Source organism: uncultured Brachyspira sp. (assembly GCF_949287625.1).
In the GTDB taxonomy this organism is placed as follows: Bacteria; Spirochaetota; Brachyspiria; order Brachyspirales; family Brachyspiraceae; genus Brachyspira.
Genome location: NZ_CASEGO010000092.1, coordinates 1 through 23157 on the forward strand (window position 1 = coordinate 1; position 23157 = coordinate 23157).

General features: G+C 28.3%; 18 protein-coding genes and 1 pseudogene. 11 read left to right on the forward strand and 8 right to left on the reverse strand.

The genetic code is table 11. From position 1 onward, the window contains the following. The first annotated feature begins 202 nt into the window (after positions 1-202). Complete coding sequence (locus Q1X91_RS12115; protein ID WP_300757824.1) at positions 203-946, forward strand: YebC/PmpR family DNA-binding transcriptional regulator; 744 nt, start codon at positions 203-205, stop codon at positions 944-946. 17 nt (positions 947-963) lie between these two features. Next, the gene (gene ruvC / locus Q1X91_RS12120; protein ID WP_300757827.1) at positions 964-1437 is read left to right on the forward strand and encodes a crossover junction endodeoxyribonuclease RuvC; all 474 of its coding nucleotides are present in this window, start codon (positions 964-966) and stop codon (positions 1435-1437) included. 168 nt (positions 1438-1605) lie between these two features. Here the strand turns inward: ruvC and Q1X91_RS12130 are convergent. Next, a pseudogene (locus Q1X91_RS12130) lies at positions 1606-3002 on the reverse strand (DUF4132 domain-containing protein). 842 nt (positions 3003-3844) lie between these two features. Between Q1X91_RS12130 and Q1X91_RS12135 the strand changes: the two are divergent. The 4 genes from Q1X91_RS12135 to Q1X91_RS12150 all read left to right on the forward strand — a co-directional run bounded on the left by Q1X91_RS12135 (position 3845) and on the right by Q1X91_RS12150 (position 9772). Then, on the forward strand, positions 3845-5245 hold the full coding sequence (locus Q1X91_RS12135; protein ID WP_300757836.1) for a cation:dicarboxylase symporter family transporter: 1401 nt from the start codon (positions 3845-3847) through the stop codon (positions 5243-5245). A 222-nt stretch (positions 5246-5467) separates the two neighbouring features. Then, positions 5468-6334, forward strand: coding sequence for a DMT family transporter (locus Q1X91_RS12140; protein WP_300757838.1), 867 nt, complete (start codon positions 5468-5470; stop codon positions 6332-6334). Positions 6335-6361: 27 nt separating this feature from the next. Next, positions 6362-7459: an AAA family ATPase gene (locus Q1X91_RS12145; protein ID WP_300757841.1), complete on the forward strand. Its 1098-nt coding sequence runs from the start codon at positions 6362-6364 to the stop codon at positions 7457-7459. 468 nt (positions 7460-7927) lie between these two features. Then, a complete protein-coding gene (locus Q1X91_RS12150) occupies positions 7928-9772 on the forward strand; it encodes a methyl-accepting chemotaxis protein (RefSeq protein ID WP_300757844.1) in 1845 nt (614 codons plus the stop codon). A gap of 103 nt (positions 9773-9875) precedes the next feature. On the opposite strand, the gene Q1X91_RS12155 is transcribed toward Q1X91_RS12150, so the two are convergent. After that, the gene (locus Q1X91_RS12155) at positions 9876-10199 is read right to left on the reverse strand and encodes a cell division protein ZapA (RefSeq protein ID WP_020004673.1); all 324 of its coding nucleotides are present in this window, start codon (positions 10197-10199) and stop codon (positions 9876-9878) included. A gap of 23 nt (positions 10200-10222) precedes the next feature. Further along, entirely contained in the window at positions 10223-11302 is a 1080-nt protein-coding gene (locus Q1X91_RS12160) for a hypothetical protein (RefSeq protein ID WP_300757851.1), read from the reverse strand. A 115-nt stretch (positions 11303-11417) separates the two neighbouring features. Between Q1X91_RS12160 and Q1X91_RS12165 the strand changes: the two genes are divergently transcribed. Further along, positions 11418-12560 (forward strand): hypothetical protein, encoded by a 1143-nt coding sequence (locus Q1X91_RS12165; RefSeq protein WP_300757854.1) that lies wholly within the window; start codon positions 11418-11420, stop codon positions 12558-12560. Between the two features lie 605 nt (positions 12561-13165). Here the strand turns inward: Q1X91_RS12165 and Q1X91_RS12170 are convergent. From Q1X91_RS12170 to rseP, 5 genes are all read right to left on the reverse strand, one after another. Beyond that, positions 13166-13450 (reverse strand): DUF2314 domain-containing protein, encoded by a 285-nt coding sequence (locus tag Q1X91_RS12170; RefSeq protein ID WP_300757856.1) that lies wholly within the window; start codon positions 13448-13450, stop codon positions 13166-13168. Between the two features lie 44 nt (positions 13451-13494). Continuing rightward, positions 13495-15906: a TIGR03960 family B12-binding radical SAM protein gene (locus Q1X91_RS12175; protein WP_300757860.1), complete on the reverse strand. Its 2412-nt coding sequence runs from the start codon at positions 15904-15906 to the stop codon at positions 13495-13497. A gap of 74 nt (positions 15907-15980) precedes the next feature. Beyond that, positions 15981-16592 (reverse strand): hypothetical protein, encoded by a 612-nt coding sequence (locus Q1X91_RS12180; RefSeq protein WP_300757863.1) that lies wholly within the window; start codon positions 16590-16592, stop codon positions 15981-15983. Continuing rightward, positions 16589-17896, reverse strand: a complete 1308-nt coding sequence (locus Q1X91_RS12185; protein WP_300757866.1) for an AAA family ATPase — start codon at positions 17894-17896, stop codon at positions 16589-16591. Before Q1X91_RS12185 ends, Q1X91_RS12180 begins: the two co-directional genes overlap by 4 nt. A gap of 171 nt (positions 17897-18067) precedes the next feature. Next, positions 18068-19432 (reverse strand): RIP metalloprotease RseP, encoded by a 1365-nt coding sequence (gene rseP, locus Q1X91_RS12190; RefSeq protein ID WP_300757869.1) that lies wholly within the window; start codon positions 19430-19432, stop codon positions 18068-18070. 215 nt (positions 19433-19647) lie between these two features. On the opposite strand from rseP, the gene Q1X91_RS12195 reads away from it, so the two are divergent. The 4 genes from Q1X91_RS12195 to Q1X91_RS12210 all read left to right on the forward strand — a co-directional run bounded on the left by Q1X91_RS12195 (position 19648) and on the right by Q1X91_RS12210 (position 22793). Next, the gene (locus Q1X91_RS12195) at positions 19648-19968 is read left to right on the forward strand and encodes a hypothetical protein (RefSeq protein ID WP_300757872.1); all 321 of its coding nucleotides are present in this window, start codon (positions 19648-19650) and stop codon (positions 19966-19968) included. Beyond that, positions 19934-20314, forward strand: coding sequence for a hypothetical protein (locus Q1X91_RS12200; protein ID WP_300757875.1), 381 nt, complete (start codon positions 19934-19936; stop codon positions 20312-20314). Before Q1X91_RS12195 ends, Q1X91_RS12200 begins: the two co-directional genes overlap by 35 nt. 126 nt (positions 20315-20440) lie before the next feature. Beyond that, positions 20441-21766 carry a CHAT domain-containing protein gene (locus tag Q1X91_RS12205; protein WP_300757878.1) on the forward strand — a complete coding sequence of 442 codons (1326 nt, stop codon included), beginning with the start codon at positions 20441-20443 and terminating at the stop codon, positions 21764-21766. Next, positions 21759-22793: an N-acetylmuramoyl-L-alanine amidase gene (locus tag Q1X91_RS12210; RefSeq protein ID WP_300757881.1), complete on the forward strand. Its 1035-nt coding sequence runs from the start codon at positions 21759-21761 to the stop codon at positions 22791-22793. The genes Q1X91_RS12205 and Q1X91_RS12210 overlap by 8 nt, the downstream gene beginning before the upstream one ends. Positions 22794-23157 lie beyond the last annotated feature (364 nt).

Below are 23157 nucleotides of genomic sequence, written 5' to 3' on the forward strand. Positions count from 1 at the left end.
CATAAAAGAATACATTCTACTTTAAATTATGATACTCCTATGCTATACTTTAAGAAATTAAGGAATACTTAAATGCAATATGTATGGAACCCGTGCAGTTTTAATGCATTATTAAAAGTTGACAATAGTTGATTTTTAATATATAATCTACGCAAATATAATGATTATCTAAAACAAAAAATCTAAAATATAGAGGTGTAATATGTCAGGACACTCCAAGTGGGCTAGTATTAAACATAAAAAAGCCGCAAATGATTCAAAAAAAGGTAAAATTTGGTCAAAAATAGCAAAAGAAATCACAATAGCAGTAAAAGAAGGCGGAAGCCCAGACCCAGATCAGAATGCCAGATTAAGAATGGTTATAGTGAAAGCTAAAGGTACTAACATGCCTAATGATAATATAGATAGAGCTATAAAAAGAGGAGCTGGTGCAGGCGAAGGTGCTAATATTGAAGAGATGTCTTATGAGGGTTATGCTCCGGGAGGAGTTGCTATCATAGTGGATGTTGCAACAGATAATAAAAACAGAACAGCTGCCGAAATAAGATCTATATTCAGTAAAAACGGCGGAAACTTAGCTGAAAACGGTGCAGTTTCTTGGCAGTTTAAGAAAAAAGCTATAGTTATGATACCTGCTGCAGGAAACACTGAAGAGAGTTTGATGGATATAGTACTTGATGCAGGTGCTGAAGATATAGAAGAAGACGGAGAAGTATTTACTATTACAGGACCTATGGAAGCATTATCTTCTATAGTTGATGCTCTAAAAGCTAAAGGTATTGAGCCTGAAAGTGCTGAAATAGTACGTGTTGCTGATAATACTATGACTATAGCAGAAAATGATGCTAAAAAAGTTATGAAAATAATCGGACTTTTTGAAGATCATGATGATGTTTCTGCAGTTGCTACTAACTTAGAAATTACTGATAACTTAATAGAAGAATAATATTTTATCATATATACATGATAACTTTAGGAATAGACCCCGGGTTTGCTAGATGCGGTTATGCTTTTATAGAAGCTAAAAACTCTGCATACAAAATAGTAGATTCGGGGCTTATTGAGACCTTTTCTAATCAAAATTATAATCAAAGACTTTCATTTATATACACTCAGTTAGATGAACTTATAAAAAAATATAATCCTAGTAATGCCGCTATAGAAGAACTCTTTTTTTCAAAAAATACAAAAACTGCTATAAAAGTAGCAGAAGCAAGAGGTGTTATTATACTTGCTCTTACTTTAAATAATATAAACTTTACAGAATACAAACCTAAAGAAGTAAAATCTCAGATAACAGGAAACGGTAATGCGAATAAAGATGCTATGATGAAAATGGTTAATCTTTTTACAGGTTCTAATATTATTCAGGACGACACTGCAGACGCTGTTGCTATAGCATTAGCCCATGCTTCAAGAAACAGGATTTTTAAATAAAATTATATAAAATATATATTTTTGTACCAATCATCAGACTTCGCAAGCAGCAAAATAACTAGAATTTTACGAAACATTAATAGTTTGTAAAAATATTAATTACAAAACACTGAAAAATTAATATCGTATAAATTTTAAAACATATCTAATAAATACCTATAAACTTTTTTACTTAATATTATCCGAAAGCATTAAATAAGCACCGTATTCAAATCTTTCATCAGCATTTTCAAATTTTATTTTTATATCAGTTTCATCATTGTTTGAAGATCCATAATAAATATTTGAAGGCTCAATTATAATATATGCATCATTATACATATCATGAATAAAATAATTATAAATAAATCCCCCATCTCCGTCATTTTTCTCCATACTAAATTTTGAAGCTAAAGATTTCATAGAACCAACAGTTATAGTTTTAGGTATTTTTTTTATAAGATCATCTTTATTTTCTAAGGATAATTGATTGAAAGGCTGAATTATATCATAATCTGCAAGCTGATTTTTCCATTTTTTTATTAAACTTTTTTCTATTTCTATAGGCTTATCAAAGTTATAAAGACATCGCCTTCTATGGTTATCTCCTCATCATAAGCATTATTAAAAGAACCGTCTTCCATATATCTAAAAGTGTTTAAAAGTTTATTATTATTATCATAAATACCCCAAATAAGTTTTACAGCAAATGCTTTCATAATAGGATTTTCAAAAAATATCTCTTTCCATTCATCTAATGTCCATTTCCTACCGTCCATAAAAACTAACTGCAAACGCTCTGTCTGAAGTTTTAATACTTTGTTTATCTCGCTTTTTAATTTTGATAATTCCTTTTTTGGCACTTCTGGGAAATCTTTAGGCAGAGTTTTATATTCTTTATTTTTTATTTCATCAAATATCGATATAGTAAAATCATGATTCAATGTTGCTCTGAATCTTTTACCTTCGCTTTCTATAATTCTAATTCCGTTTTTATCAAAATCAAAATCTGGTATGATTTTATCAGCAAAAGCCTCTTTACTTATACCAAGCTGTTTTGTAATATAGTCTAATATACTAGAACATGTATTTCTCACACTAGCTTGTTTAAACTTTCTTGAAGCCTCATAAACCAAACCTAAACCTCTTTTACTTCCGCTTAAAGCTATTGCCTCCAAAATAAAACATGCCATTTTAAATCTGCTGCTTGCAATGTCTTTAGCTTTTTGATAAAGCCTGTCAAGCTGAATATTATTTGCAAATATGCAGTACGGATATAGTATGCCCTTTGTTTTATTATCCTCTTCCCAAGCATTATAAACATTTTCAAAAGCCTCTCTTAAACTTTCGCCGTCCAAAGAAAAACATATCAAATCTGGATTTCTTAATCTGTAAGGCTCTTTTATATCCAAATATTCTCCTAATATATATCTTATTACCCTACTTGAAACATATGATTTTTTATCTTTAGTAAGTACATTTGATATAAGAGAATCATCTATAAATGAAGTGAGTTTATCAAATTTTTTATTATAATTTTTATCCGTTATGCTGTTAATTTCATCTAATGAAAGTATATTATACATAATAATAAAGCCTTTTTGTTTTATTTAAACAAATTATATTTATTTAAATAAAAAATCAATATATACTGGAACAATTTTATTTTGTCAATTGGTGCACATTATATAAAATTATAAACTTTTTGCCGCACAAAAAAGTTTCAAAAAACGCAATTTCTAGAACTTTATATTTTAAAAATATGTATTAAATGTATGGTAATACCAGAAATTTAGGCCAAAAATGCAGTTCTTTTGGTTCTTTTATACCAATAAAAGAACTGGGGTGTTGCGTAGCACACAGCGTGGTGGGCAAAGCCCCGCAAATATCAAAATTTAAAAAATTAATTTTTTGACAAATTGTAATTGTTTAGGTATATACTGAAAATTTTTAAGTTTGTCAATTTTTTATTCAACTTTTTCCAGCCGCACACCATACTTAACAGTACTTCCTTCGGTCGGAGGCGGACTTCGTCAAAGTTGTAAAAAGTGCAAGTCTAAAAAATAATACTAAATAGTACTAATTATGTTTTATATGTAGGATAAATTACTAAATTCAGTATAAAATGCAGCCTTTCGCTGGACTTCGTCGGCACACAGAGCTGGCACGACTGTGAAGCCTTACAATATTTTCAATTAAAAAAAAATTAAATATTTTCATGGCTTCACAGATATGTTCCAGTTATTTTATGACGATGTCTGATTTTGGTGTTGTATAAATTTAGGTTGTATTTACAGAGTTTTATAAAATTGTATAATTCTCTTCATACATTCATTCTAATATTATAACAAATAAAAAATATATCATTTTTTTTAAATATATATTATAGTATATGCACTAAAAAAATATTTAAAGGAAGTAATTATATATGGGACTTTATGTTTTAATTAATATTATTGTACTGTTTGCTATAATTGCAGTGCTTTATGTAATGCAGAAAAAGCATATCAATTTTACATACAGAGTATTAGGAGCTTTGGCAGCCGGACTAATATTAGGTTTTATACTTAGAAAAGTTTATGCCTCAAATATGGAGATAGTAAATCAAACTATTATTTGGTATAATGTTGTAGGAAACGGATATGTAAGACTGCTTCAAATGCTTGTTATGCCTTTGATATTTGTTTCTATCACTATGGCTATTATCAATATCAAAGATGGCGGAAGCAATGTAGGAAAAATGACATTGATAATCATAGCAGTTCTTATGGCAACAACAGCGATATCTGCTTTGGTAGGATTTTTTACCGCAAAAGGTTTCGGGCTTGATGCTTCAAAACTTCAGTCTATAGTAGGAGATATATCTCAGGGAGCTTCTAATTATGAGGGCAAATTAGAACAATTCACAGCAAGACCAGTACCTCAGCAGTTGCTTGAAATAATACCTACAAACCCATTTGCAGCTTTGGCAGGTATGGGAGGCTCTCCTACACTTTCGGTTGTATTCTTTGCTGCATTAGTAGGTTCTGCTGCTTTGGGGCTTAGAAAGAAAAAACTAGAAGTATTTGAATTTTTCCAAAAAATTATGCAGGCTTTGCATGATGTTGTAATGAAGATAGTAGCATTTGTTATGAAATTAACTCCTTACGGTGTACTTGCCCTTATGGCTAAATTTATGGCTGCAAGTGATTTAAAAGCATTCGCTCAATTAGGACAGTTTTTATTAGCTTCTTATGTATCTATTATAATAATGCTTATAGTTCATAGTATAATACTTATTATATTCGGATACAATCCTATCAAATACTATTCTAAGGCTTTTACAGTTTTAGCTTTTGCTTTCTCATCAAGAACAAGTGCTGGAACACTGCCTTTAACAGTTTCAGCATTAAAAGAAAAAATGGGAATATCTGAAGGAGTTTCAAACCTTTCTGCTTCTCTTGCTGTTACTATAGGACAAAACGGCTGTGCTGGTATTTATCCTGCTATGGTTGCTGCAATGATAGCACCTACTTTGGGTATTAATCCTCTTGAGCCAGCATTTTTGATAAAAGCTGTTGTTATAATTGCTATAGGAAGTTTTGGTATTGCCGGAGTTGGAGGAGGAGCTACAAATGCTGCTTTAATAACTCTTTCTGCTTTGGGTTTTCCTGTGGGGCTTGTTGCTATACTTTTGGGAATAGAGCCTCTTATTGATATGGGCAGAACTATGCTTAATGTTAATGATGGTATGGTTACTGCTGCCGTTACTGGAAAAATATGCAAAGAAGTAGATATGGAAAAGTTTAATTCCAATAATGTATCTTCAGGTGAATCAGAAAATATATAAAAATTATAAAATACAAAACTATAAAAAGCATTATCTTTTTTAGGTAATGCTTTTTTGTTTTTTATTACCATAACTTTGCATACTCTAAAATATAATAAATACTTAAAAGTTTTTAAACTTTAATATTTTACTTCCTCATTTTTTTGTATAATTTTTTTGCATAAAAATCAATTTTCAGTATAATAATGAAATAAAAAAACTATTACTCTTGGACTTATATTTATGGGCATATTCTTACTTATCGGAGTTATGGCATTATCGGCATCAGCAATATTTGTTAAACTAGCTAATGCCCCATCATCTATAATGGCATTTTATAGAATATTTATTTCATTCTGGTTTATTTTTATTATTACAATGTCAAAAAAAACAACCAGAGAAGAAATATTTTCTCTTACAAAAAAAGAAATTATACTTGGACTAATATCAGGTATTTCGCTTGCTCTTCATTATTTTTTATGGTTTCATTCATTAAATCTCACATCAGTTGCAAGTGCTACTGTAATAGTAACACTTCAGCCTTTATTTGCATTCGCAGCGGGATATTTCTTTTTTAAAGAAAGATACACAAAACTTGCAGTATCTGGTTTTATCATAGCAGTAATAGGATCTGTTATTATAGGCTGGGGCGATTTTCAATTAAGCGGTAAAGCTCTGATTGGAGATTTGCTTTCTTTTATATCGGCTGGATTTATAAGTAATTATTTTATTATAGGACAATACACAAGAAGAAGATTATCTGCATTCAGTTGGATAAGCCTCACATACTTTTTTGCTTTTGTATTTTTAGGTATATTATCATACATAATGCATATACCTTTTACTGGATATTCTGCTAAAACTTGGATTAATATACTAGGGCTTACTTTAATATCAACTATGCTAGGGCAAATGGTTTTTACTTGGCTTTTAAAATATTTTTCTGCTACTGTTATATCTATGACTATTTTAGGCGAAGCTGTAGGAACATGTATATTAGGATATTTTATACTTCATGAAACTGTAAGCCTTCAGCAGTTTGCGGGAATAATAGTAATACTGCTTGGTATAGGAATATTTTTGCGGGAAAAAAGAAAAACTATTTCATAATACAATTTTTAAAAAGGATAATATTTTATGGATAAAGAAAAAATACATCAGAAACCATTAATGGAAGAACTTTATAAAGATGAACTTGATGCTCTTAAAAAAGAAGATAAAAATAAAAAACCAAAAAACTGGCTTCTTTCTCCTCAGGCAGTAAGAGACTTTATACTTGGTAAGGAATTAAAAAACGGAACTATTATAAAAAGAAAATTCTACGGAGATGATGCTTTAGTAGAAAGAGCAATAATAACATTAGCAGGCAATAGAGGATTAATGCTTGTAGGAGAGCCAGGTACTGCCAAAACTATGCTAAGCGAATTATTATCAGCAGCAATTAGCGGAAACAGCACTATAACAATACAAGGAACAGCTGGAACTAATGAAGATAATATAAAATATTCTTGGAATTATGCTATGCTTTTTGCCAAAGGTCCTGTAGAAGAGGCTCTTATACCATCTCCTGTTTATAGCGGTATGAGTAAAGGTATTATTACCAGATTTGAAGAGATTACAAGATGTCCGCTTGAAATACAGGACTCTCTTATAAGTATATTAAGCGATAAAATTATGAATATACCAGAACAAAACAGAGTATTATTTGCAAATGCTGGATTTAATATTATAGCTACTGCCAATACCAGAGATAAGGGTATAAATGAGATGAGCAGTGCCTTAAAAAGAAGATTCAATTTCGAAACAGTTGAACCCATAAAAAATCCTAAACTTGAAAGTGAAATAATAACAAACCAATGCAAAACATTATTGGAGATTGCTGATATTGATATAGATATAGATTATGATGTTGTAGATGTTCTTGCTTCTACATTTAATGAGCTTAGAAGCGGTAAAAGTTTTGAGAATGCCAAAATACAGGAGCTTAACTCTGTTATGAGTACTGCTGAAGCTGTTTCTGTATATTATCAGTCTGCTCTTCATTCCTACTATTACGGGGATAAAAAAATAAAAATGGAAACAGTAGTAGGAAATTTGATTGGAAGTGTGGCTAAAGAAAATAAAGACGATATTCCTAAATTGAAAAACTACTTCAATAACTCTGTGAAAATAAAAGCGGAAAAAATTGGCAAAAGATGGAAAGAATATTATGAAAGCAGAAATTTAATCAAATAAATTTCTTCTGCCGAAGGCACGCACAGTGAGGCTGCCGCATTGCATACTTAAAAGAACTTGGTTAAAGCCCTGCAAATATTTTAAATTTAAAAAATTAATTTTGAAAAATTGTAGTTGTTTAGGTATATACTCACTAAATACATAAAATTGTAATCATTAAAGTTCTAGTTTTATATATGAGAAACAAATTGACTGCTATTTATATACTAAAACAACACAATATATAAAACATTTATTTATATAATAATTAATATTGAATAATAAATTTAAAAAATTGTATGTTAATAAATTTTAAGCCAATATACATATGAAAAACATGATAATTTTACAAAAAAATCAATAAAAATTTATAATTTTTATTGACTTTGATAATTTTATTGTTAAATTAATCTTGTATTTCTTTACATACAAGTGTAATCGATTTCATTAGAAAATAAAAAAATATTATATATAGAGGTTTTTCACACTATGAAAAAAATTCACAGTTTATCATTTAAAGTACCAATTATAATAAGTTCTATTATTTTTGTTACTATAGTTACTTTAGCTATAATTTCAATATGGTCTTCTTCAAGAGCCATAAGGAAATCTGCTTTAGAAGGATTCCAAGCTACAGTATCAGGCTATTCTTCTATGATAGATATGGTTATGCACGAACAGCTGCTTGCAATATCTACATATGCCCAATCTGGAGCGGTGATTAATGCTGTATTAAATCCTTCAGATGAAGCTGTAAAAACAGAAGCAATAAAAAGATTAAAAGATTTCGGCTCTGTTAATACATACTCTATTAATATAGGTGCAGCAGACATTAACGGAAATATTATACTAGATAATGCTAATCCTAAACTTGAAGGCGTATCTATAGCAAGTGTTCACCCTGAATTATTTAATAGAATGAAAGCTAATAACTATAATTATACTTATGATAATGCAACAAGTGTATCATCTACAACAGGCGGTCAGGCACTTTTACTTTGCGGAGGATTGAGAAACTCAGCAAAAGAACTTATTGGTATTATATATATAAATTTAGATTTGGCTAAAGTAAATAATGATTTTATAGGCAATCTTAACATAAACGGACGTATTACAGTAGCAAATAATGACGGAAATGTAATATTATCATCTGATAAAGAAAGAATAGGAGAAAAACTTCCAGATGTTTATAGTGTAATAAAAACAAGTCATACTGGAATTGTAGAATCTTACAATAATGAAGGTAATCAAGGCAAACGTTCTGCTGCTTATGAAAATATACATACTATGCCTTGGTCTGTGATATTCGCTAAATCAGACAGTGAAATATACAAAGAAATAAAATACACTATTATACGTACAGCAATTATAGGTCCTTTGTTTATAATATTATGTACTTTAATAATAGCATTATACATAAAAAGCATAACAAAACCTTTAAATGAGCTTGTATCTATTTCAAGAGAGATTTCAGACGGAGATTTAACTTCAACACATAGAAATATAAACCGTAAAGATGAATTAGGAGTTTTGGCTAATTCTTTCTTTGATATGAGAGACAGACTATCTGATATAATAGTAAAAGTAAGAAATTCAGCAGATGAAATAAGAATGAATGCCAAAGAGCTTTCTCAAGGCAGTGCAGATTTGTCAAAACGTACAGAAGCACAGGCTGCAAGTTTGGAAGAAACTGCTTCATCTATGGAACAAATGGCTTCTACAATAAAATCATCAGCAGATCAGTCTATTGAAGGAAATAAAATGATGATAGATTCTAGAACTTCTATTCAGAATGCAGGCGAAATTATACTTGATACAACAAAAAATATAGAAGAAGTTTATGATGCAAGTACAAAAATAAAAGACATTACCAAAATAATAGAAGACATTGCTTTTCAAACTAATATACTTGCTTTGAATGCAGCAGTGGAGGCAGCAAGAGCAGGAGAACAGGGAAAAGGATTTGCTGTTGTAGCAAGCGAGGTTAGAAACTTAGCTCAGACTACTCAGTCATCTGTTAAAGATATTACAGATTTAGTTGATAATGCATACGACAAAATTAATAAAGCTACAGAATCAGCAAGAATATCTCAGGAAATATTCAATGATCTTCAAGGCAAAATAGAAAATACAGCTAAGATTATGCAGGATATAAGCTCTACTGCGGTAGAACAGCATGAGGGTGTAGAACAGGTTAATAAAGCTGTTACTGATATGGATACTGTAACTCAGCAGAATGCTGCTTTAGTAGAACAGGCTTCTGCTTCTTCTACATCATTGCTTAATCAGGCTGTAGAATTGGTTGATGCTATGAGTTTCTTTAAAGTAAATTAAGTAAGTAATCCGAATTTAAATAAAATATTTTTCATTGTTTTAAAAATAAAAAAGACTTGCATTTTAATGCAGGTCTTTTTTTTATTTGAATATTATTAGAAAATTATTCTTTAGAATTTTCTTTAGTTTCATCTATAAGTTTAATTAATTTATTTGATCTTGAAGCTATACTTTCTTTTAAAGCTAATAAAGTGTCTTTTCCAGCCTTACTGTTAGCTATTTCTCTTTTAAGAAGATCTGCTATATTTAGACAAGCTAGTATTGCTATAGTATCTCTAGGATAATTTGAACCATAATGCTCTGCTATATCATTCATACTTTCATCAACAAAATCAGCAACTTCTTTTAAATATTCAGCATTCTCTTCGCTTGATTTTATATTAAGAGTTCTGCCGTATATTGTAACCTCTAAAGTATTATTATCCATTTTATTTACCCATTTTTACAGAATTATTTTGATTCATTATCAAAGAAGAACTCTTCCTCATCATCATCGCCAAACATATACTGATCATCTTCGTTTATATCAAACTCATAATTATCTTCTTTATTTTCATTACTATTATCTGCATTATTATCACTGCTATTACTCGCATCTTCTTTACTTTCTTCTTTTACACTCTCTATCTCTTCGTCCCAACTAGCATCAGAAGCATTTGAAAAAGGATCTTCCTCTTCTGTAACTTTAACAGCAGATACTTCCATTTTTTCTTTAACTATTTCTTTTACATCTTCTTTAATAGGCTCTTTTGAATGATTAGGTACTTCGCTTTCTTTATACTCTTCATAATAATCAGAATCATTATTGCTGCTGAAAGGATCTTCTTCTTCATTATTATTTAATTCTTCAGTATGCTGTTTTACTTCTTCTGCCTTAATCTCTTTAACTTCCTCTTTTTTTATTTCTTCTGGTTTTGACTGCACTGCTTCTTCTTTAATTTCTTTAACTTCTTTTATTTCTTTAATTTCTTCAATCTCTTTTACTTCTTTATTATCTTTAATAGCTGTATTTGCAGCATGATGAACCTTTTTTAATCCAGCATTTCTTACACTGTCTATTCTCTCTATTAATATGCCTAGTTTTTCTTCTAATTCTTTATTTTCTTTTGTAAGAGTTTCTATAGTTCTATTTGCTGTTTCTAGTAATTTTTTTACGCTGTCATTTTCTTCTATAAGTGTTATAGAATCTTTTTCTGTATTTGCCAAATTTGATTTTAGTGTATCTCTTTCTCTTTTAGTAGTTTCTAATTCTATTCTTGCTGCTTCAAGCTGTTTTATAAGATTTTCTCTTTCTTCTCTTATAGAATTATAATTATCATTTGCATTTCTTTTATCGGCTTCCAATATAGTCTTTTCTTCTTTAAGAGCATTAAAATTATCCCTAAGCTGATTTAATGAATTAGTTAAATCTTCCTTTTCCTTTCTTAACTGATCTATAGTCTGCAGTAATTCTTTATTATCAAATGAAATTATCTGATACTCATCTAAAAAATCCTTTAATTTTTCCTCTAAAATATTAAATTCTTTCAATTTTTAACTCCCCAAAAAACTATTAAAAAATTATATCACATATAAATTCAATTGTCAATTTTTTATTTATATGATAAAATGATATTATAATATTAAAACAAATAAAAATAGTTATATGAAAAATATTTTAAGATTTATAATTTTTAACTTAATTATTATAAGTTATTCAGAAATATATGCACAATCTCCATATACAGAAAAAGATCAGAGATTATTAAAAGGTATAATAACAGTTTGGCCTTATATAGGGATAGAGCCTGTAAGACCTACAGAAAGTTATATGCCAATTGATTATATACATGAAAGTTATAAAAGAGAAACCGCATTAAAAACATCTTTCTCTTCAAGACTTTTATATGAACTTTCTACTATAGAACTTCATATGGATACACTAATCGGAGTAAACTTAAAAGACGGTCATTTCAGTATGCCTAATATGTACCTATCAGTTGGAAAAACATTTAATTTTGATTGGTACTTTTCGGCAACTCCTTTTGCTGCTATGACTGCTAAATTTGATGTATTTGATAAAGATAATGCTTCAGGAAGTATAGGATTATATGATGCAGGGATAGAAACTGTTACATTAACTAGAATACTTCTTTCTTTTAGAATGAGGGCTGTAAATGATATTAATGGCTCCACATTTATGCTGCTGCCTTCAGTTTATGACAGTGAATCTGCTTTTTCTCAGCCGCATTGGTATCTGCCTAGAGTGAATAATGAAATGGGATTTAGAGCCGGACTTATAGGATATTATTATGAGGTATCATATTCTCAAGGGTATTCAAAAGATTCAAATCCATTGGCTGTACTTCTTAAAGTTCATGACGATTATTTCAAAGCTCAGTTTTTATATCAGTATAACAAAAAAAATTCATTATCTCCAGAAAGATTTGAAACTCATTATAATAATATTAATAATGATGATAAAACACATCATCTTGTACAGCTCTCTGCTATGGGAAAACTTCCTCTGCTTGACAGGCAATTATGGATTAATATGCTTGGAGAATACACTTGGAGAGACAATGATGCTCATTATTTAAGATTTGAAATAGGAGCTGAATGGAAAATGCTTAATCTCGCTTTAAGACCAATGTTTTATATACCTGTAAATAAAGATGAAAAGTTTAATAGTAAAAAAGACTTATTTTGTTTAGAGTACAGTGCTTATATAAAATTTAATCCTATATACTTCGGATTTCAAGGCTCTACAGATGGAAGATATTATATAGCTATGAAAGCCGTATTTTAATATGAACAAATTTCATTTTCTTAAAAATACATTTTTATAGAACTTTATAATCTGTTTAATAAAAAACATATAAAAACAAATTTTAGACTTTTTATTAAAAAAGAATTTATAACTATAAAGGTACGCTAATTAGATTGTAAATAAAATCTGTATTATATTTTTTCTTCGGCACTAAAGACTATATTTAAGGCTAAATTTAGTAATTTATTCTACATATAAAACATAATTAGTATGATTTAATAATAATTTCAACACTTGCATTTTTTGCAACTTTTTGCGGCGGGAAAAAGTTGAATAAAAAAATTGACAAACTCAAAAATTTTTAGTATATACCTAAACAAATACAGTTTGTCAAAAAATAAATTTTTTAAATTTCGTGCTCGCTCTGCGTGCCTTTGGCAAGGTGTAGCCCAAATTTCAGGTATTATCATATTTTAATACATATCTTTAAAATATAAAGTTCTAGTAATTGCCTTTTTCGCGAAGCGTACCTTTGGAAAAAACTTTGACGAAGTCAGCCTACGACTGAAGGAAGTACTGTTAAGTGTGGTGTGCAGCGGGCTTCGCCAAAAGTTGAATAAAAAAATTGACAAACTTAAAAATTTTCAGTATATATCAATTATATTTTCAGTTTTAAAAACTATCTCATCACCGCATTTTACACTTTTCAAACAATAAGGATCATTGTCTAATATACCTATAAAATTATCCCCATTTATATTTGTAATTTTTACCCACATTCTCTCAGGTACAGTATTTTCTTCAGTAAAAATTAATTTAACATAATCATCAGGTTTTAAAGAATCAATTTCTCCTTTAGAAGGAATTTTAAAAGTATCTGGATACTCTTTATTTAATTCAAATGCATTTTCTAAATAGTATTTAATCATAATAAAAAACCTACAAATTAATTATTAAAAACAATATTTGTTATCTATACAAGCTCCAATTTTTTAATATTTTTTATATTAATATTGTTTTTTGAGAGATAGCTTTTTATGTCCCGTACCCTTATAGCCTTTTCACTGCTTTCTAAAAGTGTTACAAGTAAATTATTATCTTTATTTATTATTAAATAATCGCCTTTTCGCTCTTCATTTAATTTTAAATCTTCCTTATTTGAAAGTATATCAAAAGCCTTTTTATCATCGCTTGTTATAATTTTATAAATGGTGTTCTTCGGAAGAGACTGTATATTTTTAGCATTTGCAGGAGTAGAAACTGCATTAATTATTTCTATGCCTATATGAGAAAGCAAGTTATTAATTTTGTTTTTTAATAGGTCTATGTCTATAGAGTCAGTTAAGCTCAATTCCATATACTCAGCATCGCTCTCACATGCAAAAGGAGTTGGAGGAGTAAATACTACTTTCTCTAATGGGTGAAAACCTTTGCTTAATGATATGCTAGCTCCTGCTATTTTTAAAGCACATATCATCACACGTGATAAATCATGCATACCTAATAATGAAGATATACCCTCTTTTTTGAACTTCATAAATACTTTATAATTTACAGCAAATATATCGCGTTTTTTTAATGTTTTTAATTCTTCTGCCATTTGAGTAAAGTTTGTATTTAAAACTTCTTTTTTGTATTTATGGCAGTATTTTTTATAGTCTATGCCGCAGTTCTGACAATTACCTGTAAAACAATAGTCTGTAAACTTTCCGTTTTGAAACCTCTCATATTCTTTATCAAAGAACTTCTGACTTACAAGAGTATCAATACATTTCCAAGGCATATTTATTTTTCTGCTTAATAATTCTTTTATAGTATATCCGCTTTCTTCTATTACTTCCTTCCAAGCATCATAATTAAAATGCTCAACCCAAGCATCAAATCTTACACCTTTTTTGTATGCTTTGTAAATAATATCCCCTATTTTTTCATCGCCTCTCGATATTATACCTTCAATTTCTGCCATTCTTGGAGGGTGATATTTTATAGCAGCCTTTGTACCTCTAAAATGATCTCTAACCTTTCCTATATAGGTAATTGCTTCTTCATCTGTAAGCTGATTATTATTTTCTAAAGGGGTATGAGGCTTTGGTATAAATACATTAATAGCTGCATTGATTTTTACTTTATTTTTTGAAACTTTAATCATCTTTTCAAGTGCTTCTATTATCTCATCAGCTTCTTTCTCTGGATTATCAGTAAAGCCTATCATAAAATATATCTTTACTATTTTCCAGCCCATTTTCTGAACATCGGCAAGTATATTGTATATAGCGTCTTCGTCCATTTCCTTATTTATTTTTTCTCTTAATTCATGGCTTCCTACTTCAAGTGCAAATGTAAGCCCTGTTTTTCTAAACTGTGCTATTCTATTTGCAGTGTCTTTATCGAATGAATCTATTCTAAGTGACGGCAGAGACAAAGAAAATCCCTTATGCTCTCCAAGTGTTTGTAAATACTCTATCAAATCAGCAATATGAGGATAATCATCAGCAGAAAGCGAAAATAAATTTAAAGTATTAGCTCCTGTTGCTTCTAATGACTCCATAGATATATCAACGATTTTTTCTATAGTACGGTTTCTTACAGGACGGTAAGTAATACCAGCTAAACAGAATCTGCAGCTATGAGTACAGCCTCTAGCTATTTCAACTGATATTCTGTTTTGTATGCCTTCTACAAGAGGAACTAAAGGTTTTTTCACATAAGGCATATCATTAATATTTTCAACAAATATTCTCTTAACATTCTCTCTTGGGTATTTAGGAACATAGGCATACTCAAGTTTTGAAAGCTCTTTTAATATATCATCTCTTTTTGCACCGTTTTTTTTGAGATTATAAATTATATCAACAAAGTTTTTCATCTCGATATCAAACTCGCCGAATAAAAACACATCTATAAAATCAGCCAATGGGAATGGATTAAATACGCTAGGTCCTCCTGCAGCTATTATAGGTACATCTTCTCCCCTTTCATCTCTATGTATAGGTATTTGGCTTAGTTCAAGTACCTGAAGTATATTTGTATATATAAGCTCATACTGCAAAGTAAATCCCAAAACATCAGCGTCTTTTACTCTGCTGAAAGTCTCCAAAGTATAAAGCGGTATATTTTTCTCTCTTAAAAGTTTTTCAAAGTCTTTGGCAACAGCATATACTCTCTCACATGATGCATACTCAATAGAATTGATAACCTCATAAAGTATAGAAAGCCCTAAATTGCTTATAGCTATTTCGTACATATCAGCAAAGCACATAACGAATTTAAAAGGCATATTTGGTTTTATTATAGCATTTATTTCTCCGCCTAAATATCTGGTTGGTTTTATTATATCCTCGCTTTTTACAAGTTCTAATATTTCATTTTTTAAATTTTCGCTCATTTTATTATAATTATCCTGATTATTTTTTTGAATTAGTATTATATAGTAAAGTTTGTTATTATACAAATTATTATTTATAGTTCTTCTTCTTCAAATTCTTTGACAATATAATTATTGAAATCATCTTTAGTGCAGAAATATGCTTCATAAAAAAAATTTTCTTCTAATGAATATATATTGTGAAGTTCTTTATTTTTATAATCTTTAATTTCATTCGTATATTTAGTATCTATAGCAAAATCAAGTATAATATCTGTAATATCTTCTAATTCAGAACTTTCTCTAGGTATATCTTTAGGATTATAAACAACTATATATGACAGATATTTTTTATCATCAAAAAATTTTAAATCTTGAAGTATATTAAATACAGATTCACCTTTTTTCAATATATTTTTACCTTTAACAGCACCGCTTTTAAACTCTATTAAATATATTTTTTTATTTTCAAATTTATATACGGCATCTACAGATTTTACTTGCTGGCTATATTTATTATATGAACAATATGCATCTCTTAAGTTTTCGCATTTTATTACTAGAGAATTTGATTCTGTCATATACTGATTATTTGCTTCTGAGTAAGAAGATTCTTTTAATGTTTTTATTAAATTATATTCACTTTCTTTTGTAAAGAAAATAGGAAATAAATAATCATGAATTTCTTTTAAAACTTTCTCTTTCATTCTTCACTTTTTGAATTATCAAATTCTTCTATTCTCATATTTCTCAATTTTTTTAAAGGGGCTGCCATTTTTTTAAATATTAAGTTTATATTATCATTAACATTATTTATAGCTACATTATTATTATCATCAGCTTCAGCAAAATAAAAATTTACTCTGTTATGTATTTTGTGCAGTTTTGAATATCCATTAATAGCTTCCAAAAAATAAGGGCTATGAGTTGTTATTGTAATTGTTAAATCTAAATATTTTTGTAATAATACTATAGTTTCTGCATATAACAGCTGCCACTCAGGGTGCAGATGTATTTCAGGCTCATCTAATACTAATAAATCTTTCTCTTTTAAAGAACCGCTTTCTAATAACATTCTAATTATAATAAAAGATTTTATTCCAGCAGATAGGTTTTCAAATCTTAATTTATCTAAATAATAAAATCCGCCTATAGAATTGATTTTTCCATTAACTGCATCATCAAATAATTTCTTTATTTTATCTAAAATTTCTTTATTTTGTACAGAATCTATAATATTTTCAAGCATATTATTAGTGTAATCTTTTTTTAGTGTATTAATAAGTTTTTTTTCTATAAGAGTATATCCATTAGAACTATTATTAATTTTATCAATAATAAACGGATTATCTATATAATAAATATTATTTCCTATAATTATTTCTTCATTAAAATTTTCACATTTATTTTGATTAAATATTATTTTATTTGTTTTTCCTTTAATTATTAAATCTATAGAAGCAATATTGTTTTCATCTGTATTATTTATTTGTTCATTGAAAATAGAATTGAAATATCTTGATATTAATTCTTTTTTTATACTATCAATTGGAGTTGTGATAATTTTTTTTATTTCATCAGAAAGTTCTTTTACATAAATAAAAGAAAAACTTCTAGGTAATATATGACTTCCATTTGTTATTATAATTTCTCCATCATCATGAATGTATTTTTTTATAAAATCATTAATTAATGAATCAATATCATTATAATCATTTGAATACATTTTATCAATTAAATTATATATATCAAATTTTAAGGCATCATCTATTTTATCATAAACTAAAGAATAATTTACATATAATCCTCTTTTTTGACATACATTAATAATTTTTGAAGCTATTTCTTCTCTAATTCTGTCATATATATTTAGTGTAGATTCAAAAATAGCAAATAAAGCCTTGCCTACAGTGCTTTTTCCTGTATTATTGTTTCCACATATAACTGTAATTCCGTCTATTTCAATGTCGGCTTCTTTTATTTTTGCTAAATTCTTTATTGAAAGTTTCATATATTTTATAGTATTCTCTAAAATTGATATATTTTAACTCGGTTATTTTTCTTAATACTTTATTTCAAATTAATTAAATATTTAATACAATTAAGAGGTCTGCCAAAATACAAACCTCTTAATTATATATTCAATCATTTATTATTAAAAATATTTTTTATAACTAAATCATCATCTAAACAGCTGTGTTATGTCATTAATAGTTATAAATATAGCAAGTGTTATCAAAAATGCAGCACCTACAGCCTGTATTTTTGTAAGAACCTTTCTGTCTATAGGACGCCTCATTATGAGCTCTATAAATGAAAATACTATCATACCTCCGTCTACTACTGGAAGAGGAAGAAGATTCATTAAGAAAAGTATTAAACTTATAGTAGCTGTAAATGAAAGTATTGTTCTAAGTCTGTACTCTATATCAACAGAAATAACCTGTGATGAAATCTGTATTATTCTTACAGGTCCTCCCAAATTTTCACGAACTGATAATTTACCAGTAAAAAGAAGTTTAAGTCCGTTTATATAAGAAACCAAATAATTACCAGTTTCCTTAAAAGCTTCTGGTATTGATTTAGGAAAAGGTATTCCGTCAACTTTTTCAACCCTCATAGGAGTGCTGTCAAACTCTACTCCCAAACTTCCGTAAGTTCCTATAGTTTTTGAAGATACTGGTTTTGGTATAGCCTCTCTTGTAATCTCTTCTCCATTTCTTATTACAGTTATATTTATTTTTTGCGAAGCATTATCCATAACTATAGGTCTGAAATCTGCTATATTGTCGGCACTAATACCGTTTATAGCTATTATTTTATCACCTGCCATAAGCCCTGCCTCAGAAGCAGCAGAGTCGGCAATTACATTTTTTATTATAAGGTCATCTCCGAAATATAAACCCAAAACTCTCTCTCCGCTCAAAGCCTTAAGCATTTCAACAGAAGGTATAGTTATATTAATAGCTTCACCGTTTCTGTTAATACTAAAAACTATTTCTTCAGCTGCCTTTTGTATAGCCTCATCATTTATAGTTTTTAATATATCATTATCTGATTCTACTTTTATGCCGTTTATAGCCGTAATAGTATCTCCGCTTTGTATACCGTATTCATAAGCTAATGTCATACCAGACTTTGAATGCATGTATTTACCGTCTCTGAATACTGATACAGTAGGCGAATACAAATCTATTTTTGAAGGCAGAGATACCAATATTGTAAGAAGTAAAAATGCAAATAAATAATTAAAGAAAGGACCAGCAAAATAAACTATTATTCTTTTTAAAGGCGACATATTAAGAAAATCACCTTCTTCTACATTGCCGTCTTCAGAAATCTCTCCTTTGAATTTGCAGTATCCTCCAAAAGGAATAAGAGAAAATCTAAAATCTATTCCTTTAATTTCTTTTTTAAAAAGTATAGGACCGAAACCTATAGAGAAAGCCTCAGCCTTTATTCCAACTGCTAAGCCGGCTAGTAAATGTCCCATCTCATGAACAAATACTAATACGCTCAGTAATATAATAGCTCCTATCCAACTCAAATTGAACCTCCTGAAATTTATATAAATTTTATATTGTTTTTATTAATAATTATTACTAATAAGTATATATTCAATGTAAATTTATTTCAACAAATATTTACTTAAAATTAAATATTATATCATTATTAATGAATTTACAATAGCTTTACATTATATGTCTTTTAAATATAACAAAACTATTGACAAAAATTATTAAATTTGTTAGATTTTTTATTATGAAGAAATTATTAATTATACTATTATCAGCATGCCTCTTTATATACGGCTGCAATTATAAACCATTAAATCCAGTAAGTACTGATACTTCAAGTGAAAATAATGAGAATACTGAAAATTCTGTCAATTCAGATAATGAAAATACTGATAATTCAGGAAACGAAAGCACTGAAAATTTAGGGGGAACTTCAAACAGCGAACAAAATAATAATAATACCCAAATAAATAAAAAAACTATGAATTTTAAATTAAAATATAGAAGGTTCTTCCAGTTCAAAATATTTTGTGAAAAACGACAGTATGTATGCAAGCATAATTGAAATAAACCTCAATAATAAAACATGTACATATAATGCTGATTATAACGGCGGATATTATATGTGCAATATGAATGATTGGGGAAGAACTATGACTACTGGAAAATACATAAAACTTGACAATATGTATTTTGAATATATTGAAGGAAGTGAAAAGTTTAACCTTAATTTTTATTTATGGATAGGAACAAAATTTTCTAATTTGGTATTAAGAAAAGATATAACCATAGAAATACCTCTAAATAATTTTAATGAAGAAAAATATAATAATACGGCTTTGATTACATTAAAATTACTTCCAGACAGCGATACATACTCTTTTACTCTTGACGGATTTGAGACAAAATAATTTATTTATGTCTTTTTAGGCATTATCCGATTATTATTATTTACAAACATTTTATTTGATTATATAAAAAATTACTATATAATAATCAATGTTTATAATTTTTACTTTAAAAAGATATTTAATTAAATGACATATAAATCATACATTATAACTCAAAACAGAGAATACTTTTTATCTCATAGCATAGAATATATTTCTTTAAAAAATACATCTGTAAAAAAGATTTTAAAGACTATTAAAAAAGATGAAAGTCATGTAAATATATTTTTATACGATAATGATAAAAATAAATTATACGGTTATTATGAGATTGATTTAAATAATAAAAAAAATGAAACATCAGATAAAGATTATATAAATATTTATATAACTGACAATTATAAAAGAAGACGTGGAATTTATTATAAACTTGAAGAAAAATATTCTGACTTTTCTATCTATGAAATAGACTATAAAACATTTTCTAAACTTAAAGACAGATTAATAGTTTTAAATGACAATATATCTCAGACATTTTTTTCATGTACTATAGATAATGATGTTTTTAAATATCAGGCAATAGAAACATACCCTTCGCTTTATGTAGCAGAATATGAAAAACATTTTGACAATAAGGCTTATGAAAGTATATACAAAGAATACCTGCGTTTATTAAAACATTCAAACAGTGAAAGCTATAATATAGATAAATACATAGAGCTTGGAAGCTACTTTATGAATATGCTTATTCCAGAAAAAGATTTCAGAGAGCATATACTTGAAGGTTTTAGAATAGTTTATCTTCATCTTGATGATAAAAGTGCAAATATACCTTGGGGCATACTCTCTTATGACGGCAAATTTATATCTGAAAATATAATATTTTCTTATACAAATGCTTCGAATATATTTCATCATAATAAAATAAATAATAAAAAATTAAAAATGGCTATTATTTCAATACCAAGCGATGATATAACTTCTGACAAAAAAGAAATAGATACTATTTTATCACTTCATGATGATATAAAAAATACTGAAATAGATTTATACAGAAAAGAGCATAATTATTTTGAGTTTATAAAAATACTTGAAAGCTATGATATAGTACATATTATAACACATGGATATAAAAACGGTATAAAATTAAGCGATGACTATATATTAAACTCTATAGGGGCATTAGAAAATCCGCCTTCTTTAGTTTTTATTAATGCCTGCAATATGGAAGAAACTGATAATAACCTCACAAAATCATTATTAGCTTCAGGAGTAGGAACTGTAATATCGGGGGTAGGTGCTTTAGCAGATGGAATGTATATAGATTTTACATACTGCTTTTACAGTAATCTTCTTCATAAGCATACTAGAATAAATACCGCTCAGGCTTATTATTTTGCCTATATTGAAGTAAAAGACTTTTATAAAGGCTTCATACGCTACAGATTCAACGGAGTTCCTATTTATGTATAAAAAAATAATTAAGATAATTTTTTTAATATCTGCATTAGTATTATTTTCATGCAATAATAATACTTCCGCTCCTATAAGAAGCAGAAAAATAGCTCCTAAAATATCAACTGTTTACAAATCGCCTGCTTATAATTTGAGAATAAGGTATATAATACTTCACTACACTGCATTAGATGATGATTTATCTCTAAAAGTTTTAACAGCCCCCGGAGTATCCGCACATTATCTGGTAACTACAAGAGAAGATGACCCTATATACAAACTTGTAGATGATAATAATAGAGCTTGGCATGCAGGCGTTACAATGTTTGATAACAGACACACTATGAATGATACTTCTATAGGTATAGAAATAGTAAATTTAGGCTTCTTACAGAAAGTTACAAATACCCCTGAACAGTTAAGAAGAATGACAAAAAGAGAAAGAGAGAATTTATTTTTTATTCCTTATGATGAATATTTAGAGTTTGATGAAAGCCAAATAGAAAAAGTTGCATATTTACTTAGGAACTTAATAGATAAATATGGGGTGAAACCTTATAATATATTAGGTCATTCTGATATAGCCCCATACAGAAAAAAAGACCCAGGTCCTAAATTCCCATGGAAAAGACTTCATGACGAATATAATCTTGGCATATGGTATGATGAATATGATTACACAAATTTTTTAAGTGATAATGAATATAAAAAAGCAAAGGTATTGGATATAAAAGAAGAGTTTGTAAAATACGGTTATACGAGCATGCCTACAAATAATGTATGGGATTTCGATTCAAGAAAGGTACTTTATGCTTTTCAATGCCATTTCAGACCTGAAAAGATAGACGGTAATATCGATAATGAAAGCTATGCTATTATCAGAGCTTTGAATGAAAAGGTAAAAAAGATTAATGAAATGGAAGAGAGATCCAAAGCTAATAACTTTCTTACTAATACATTCTATACTAATATATTTATAAGCAATAATATGGTAAGCACAAACTGGAATTATATGTTTACTAACAGCTTATTAAAAAGAAATTGATAATACACCAAAAATTTTATGTATTAGCATAAAAATAGTTTTTTATATTATATAACTTTAGGTGTAGCCTAAAGTTAGGGATATACACTACATTTAATACATACATATAAAATATAAAGTTCTAGCAATTGCGTTTTTCGCTCTGCGTGCCGACGAAGTCCACCTGTGGTGTTGGCAGCAACTTTGGCGAAGCCCGCAGAGCGTGTGTAGCAAAAAAGTTGATAATTCTATATAATGTACATCAGTTGACAAAATGAAATCGTTCCAGTATATACCTAAACAAATATAGTTTGTCAATTTTCAAACAGATGAAAATTCTCTGCTAATGCTATTGATAGTTCTTTTTTCCACTTATTACTTTTAT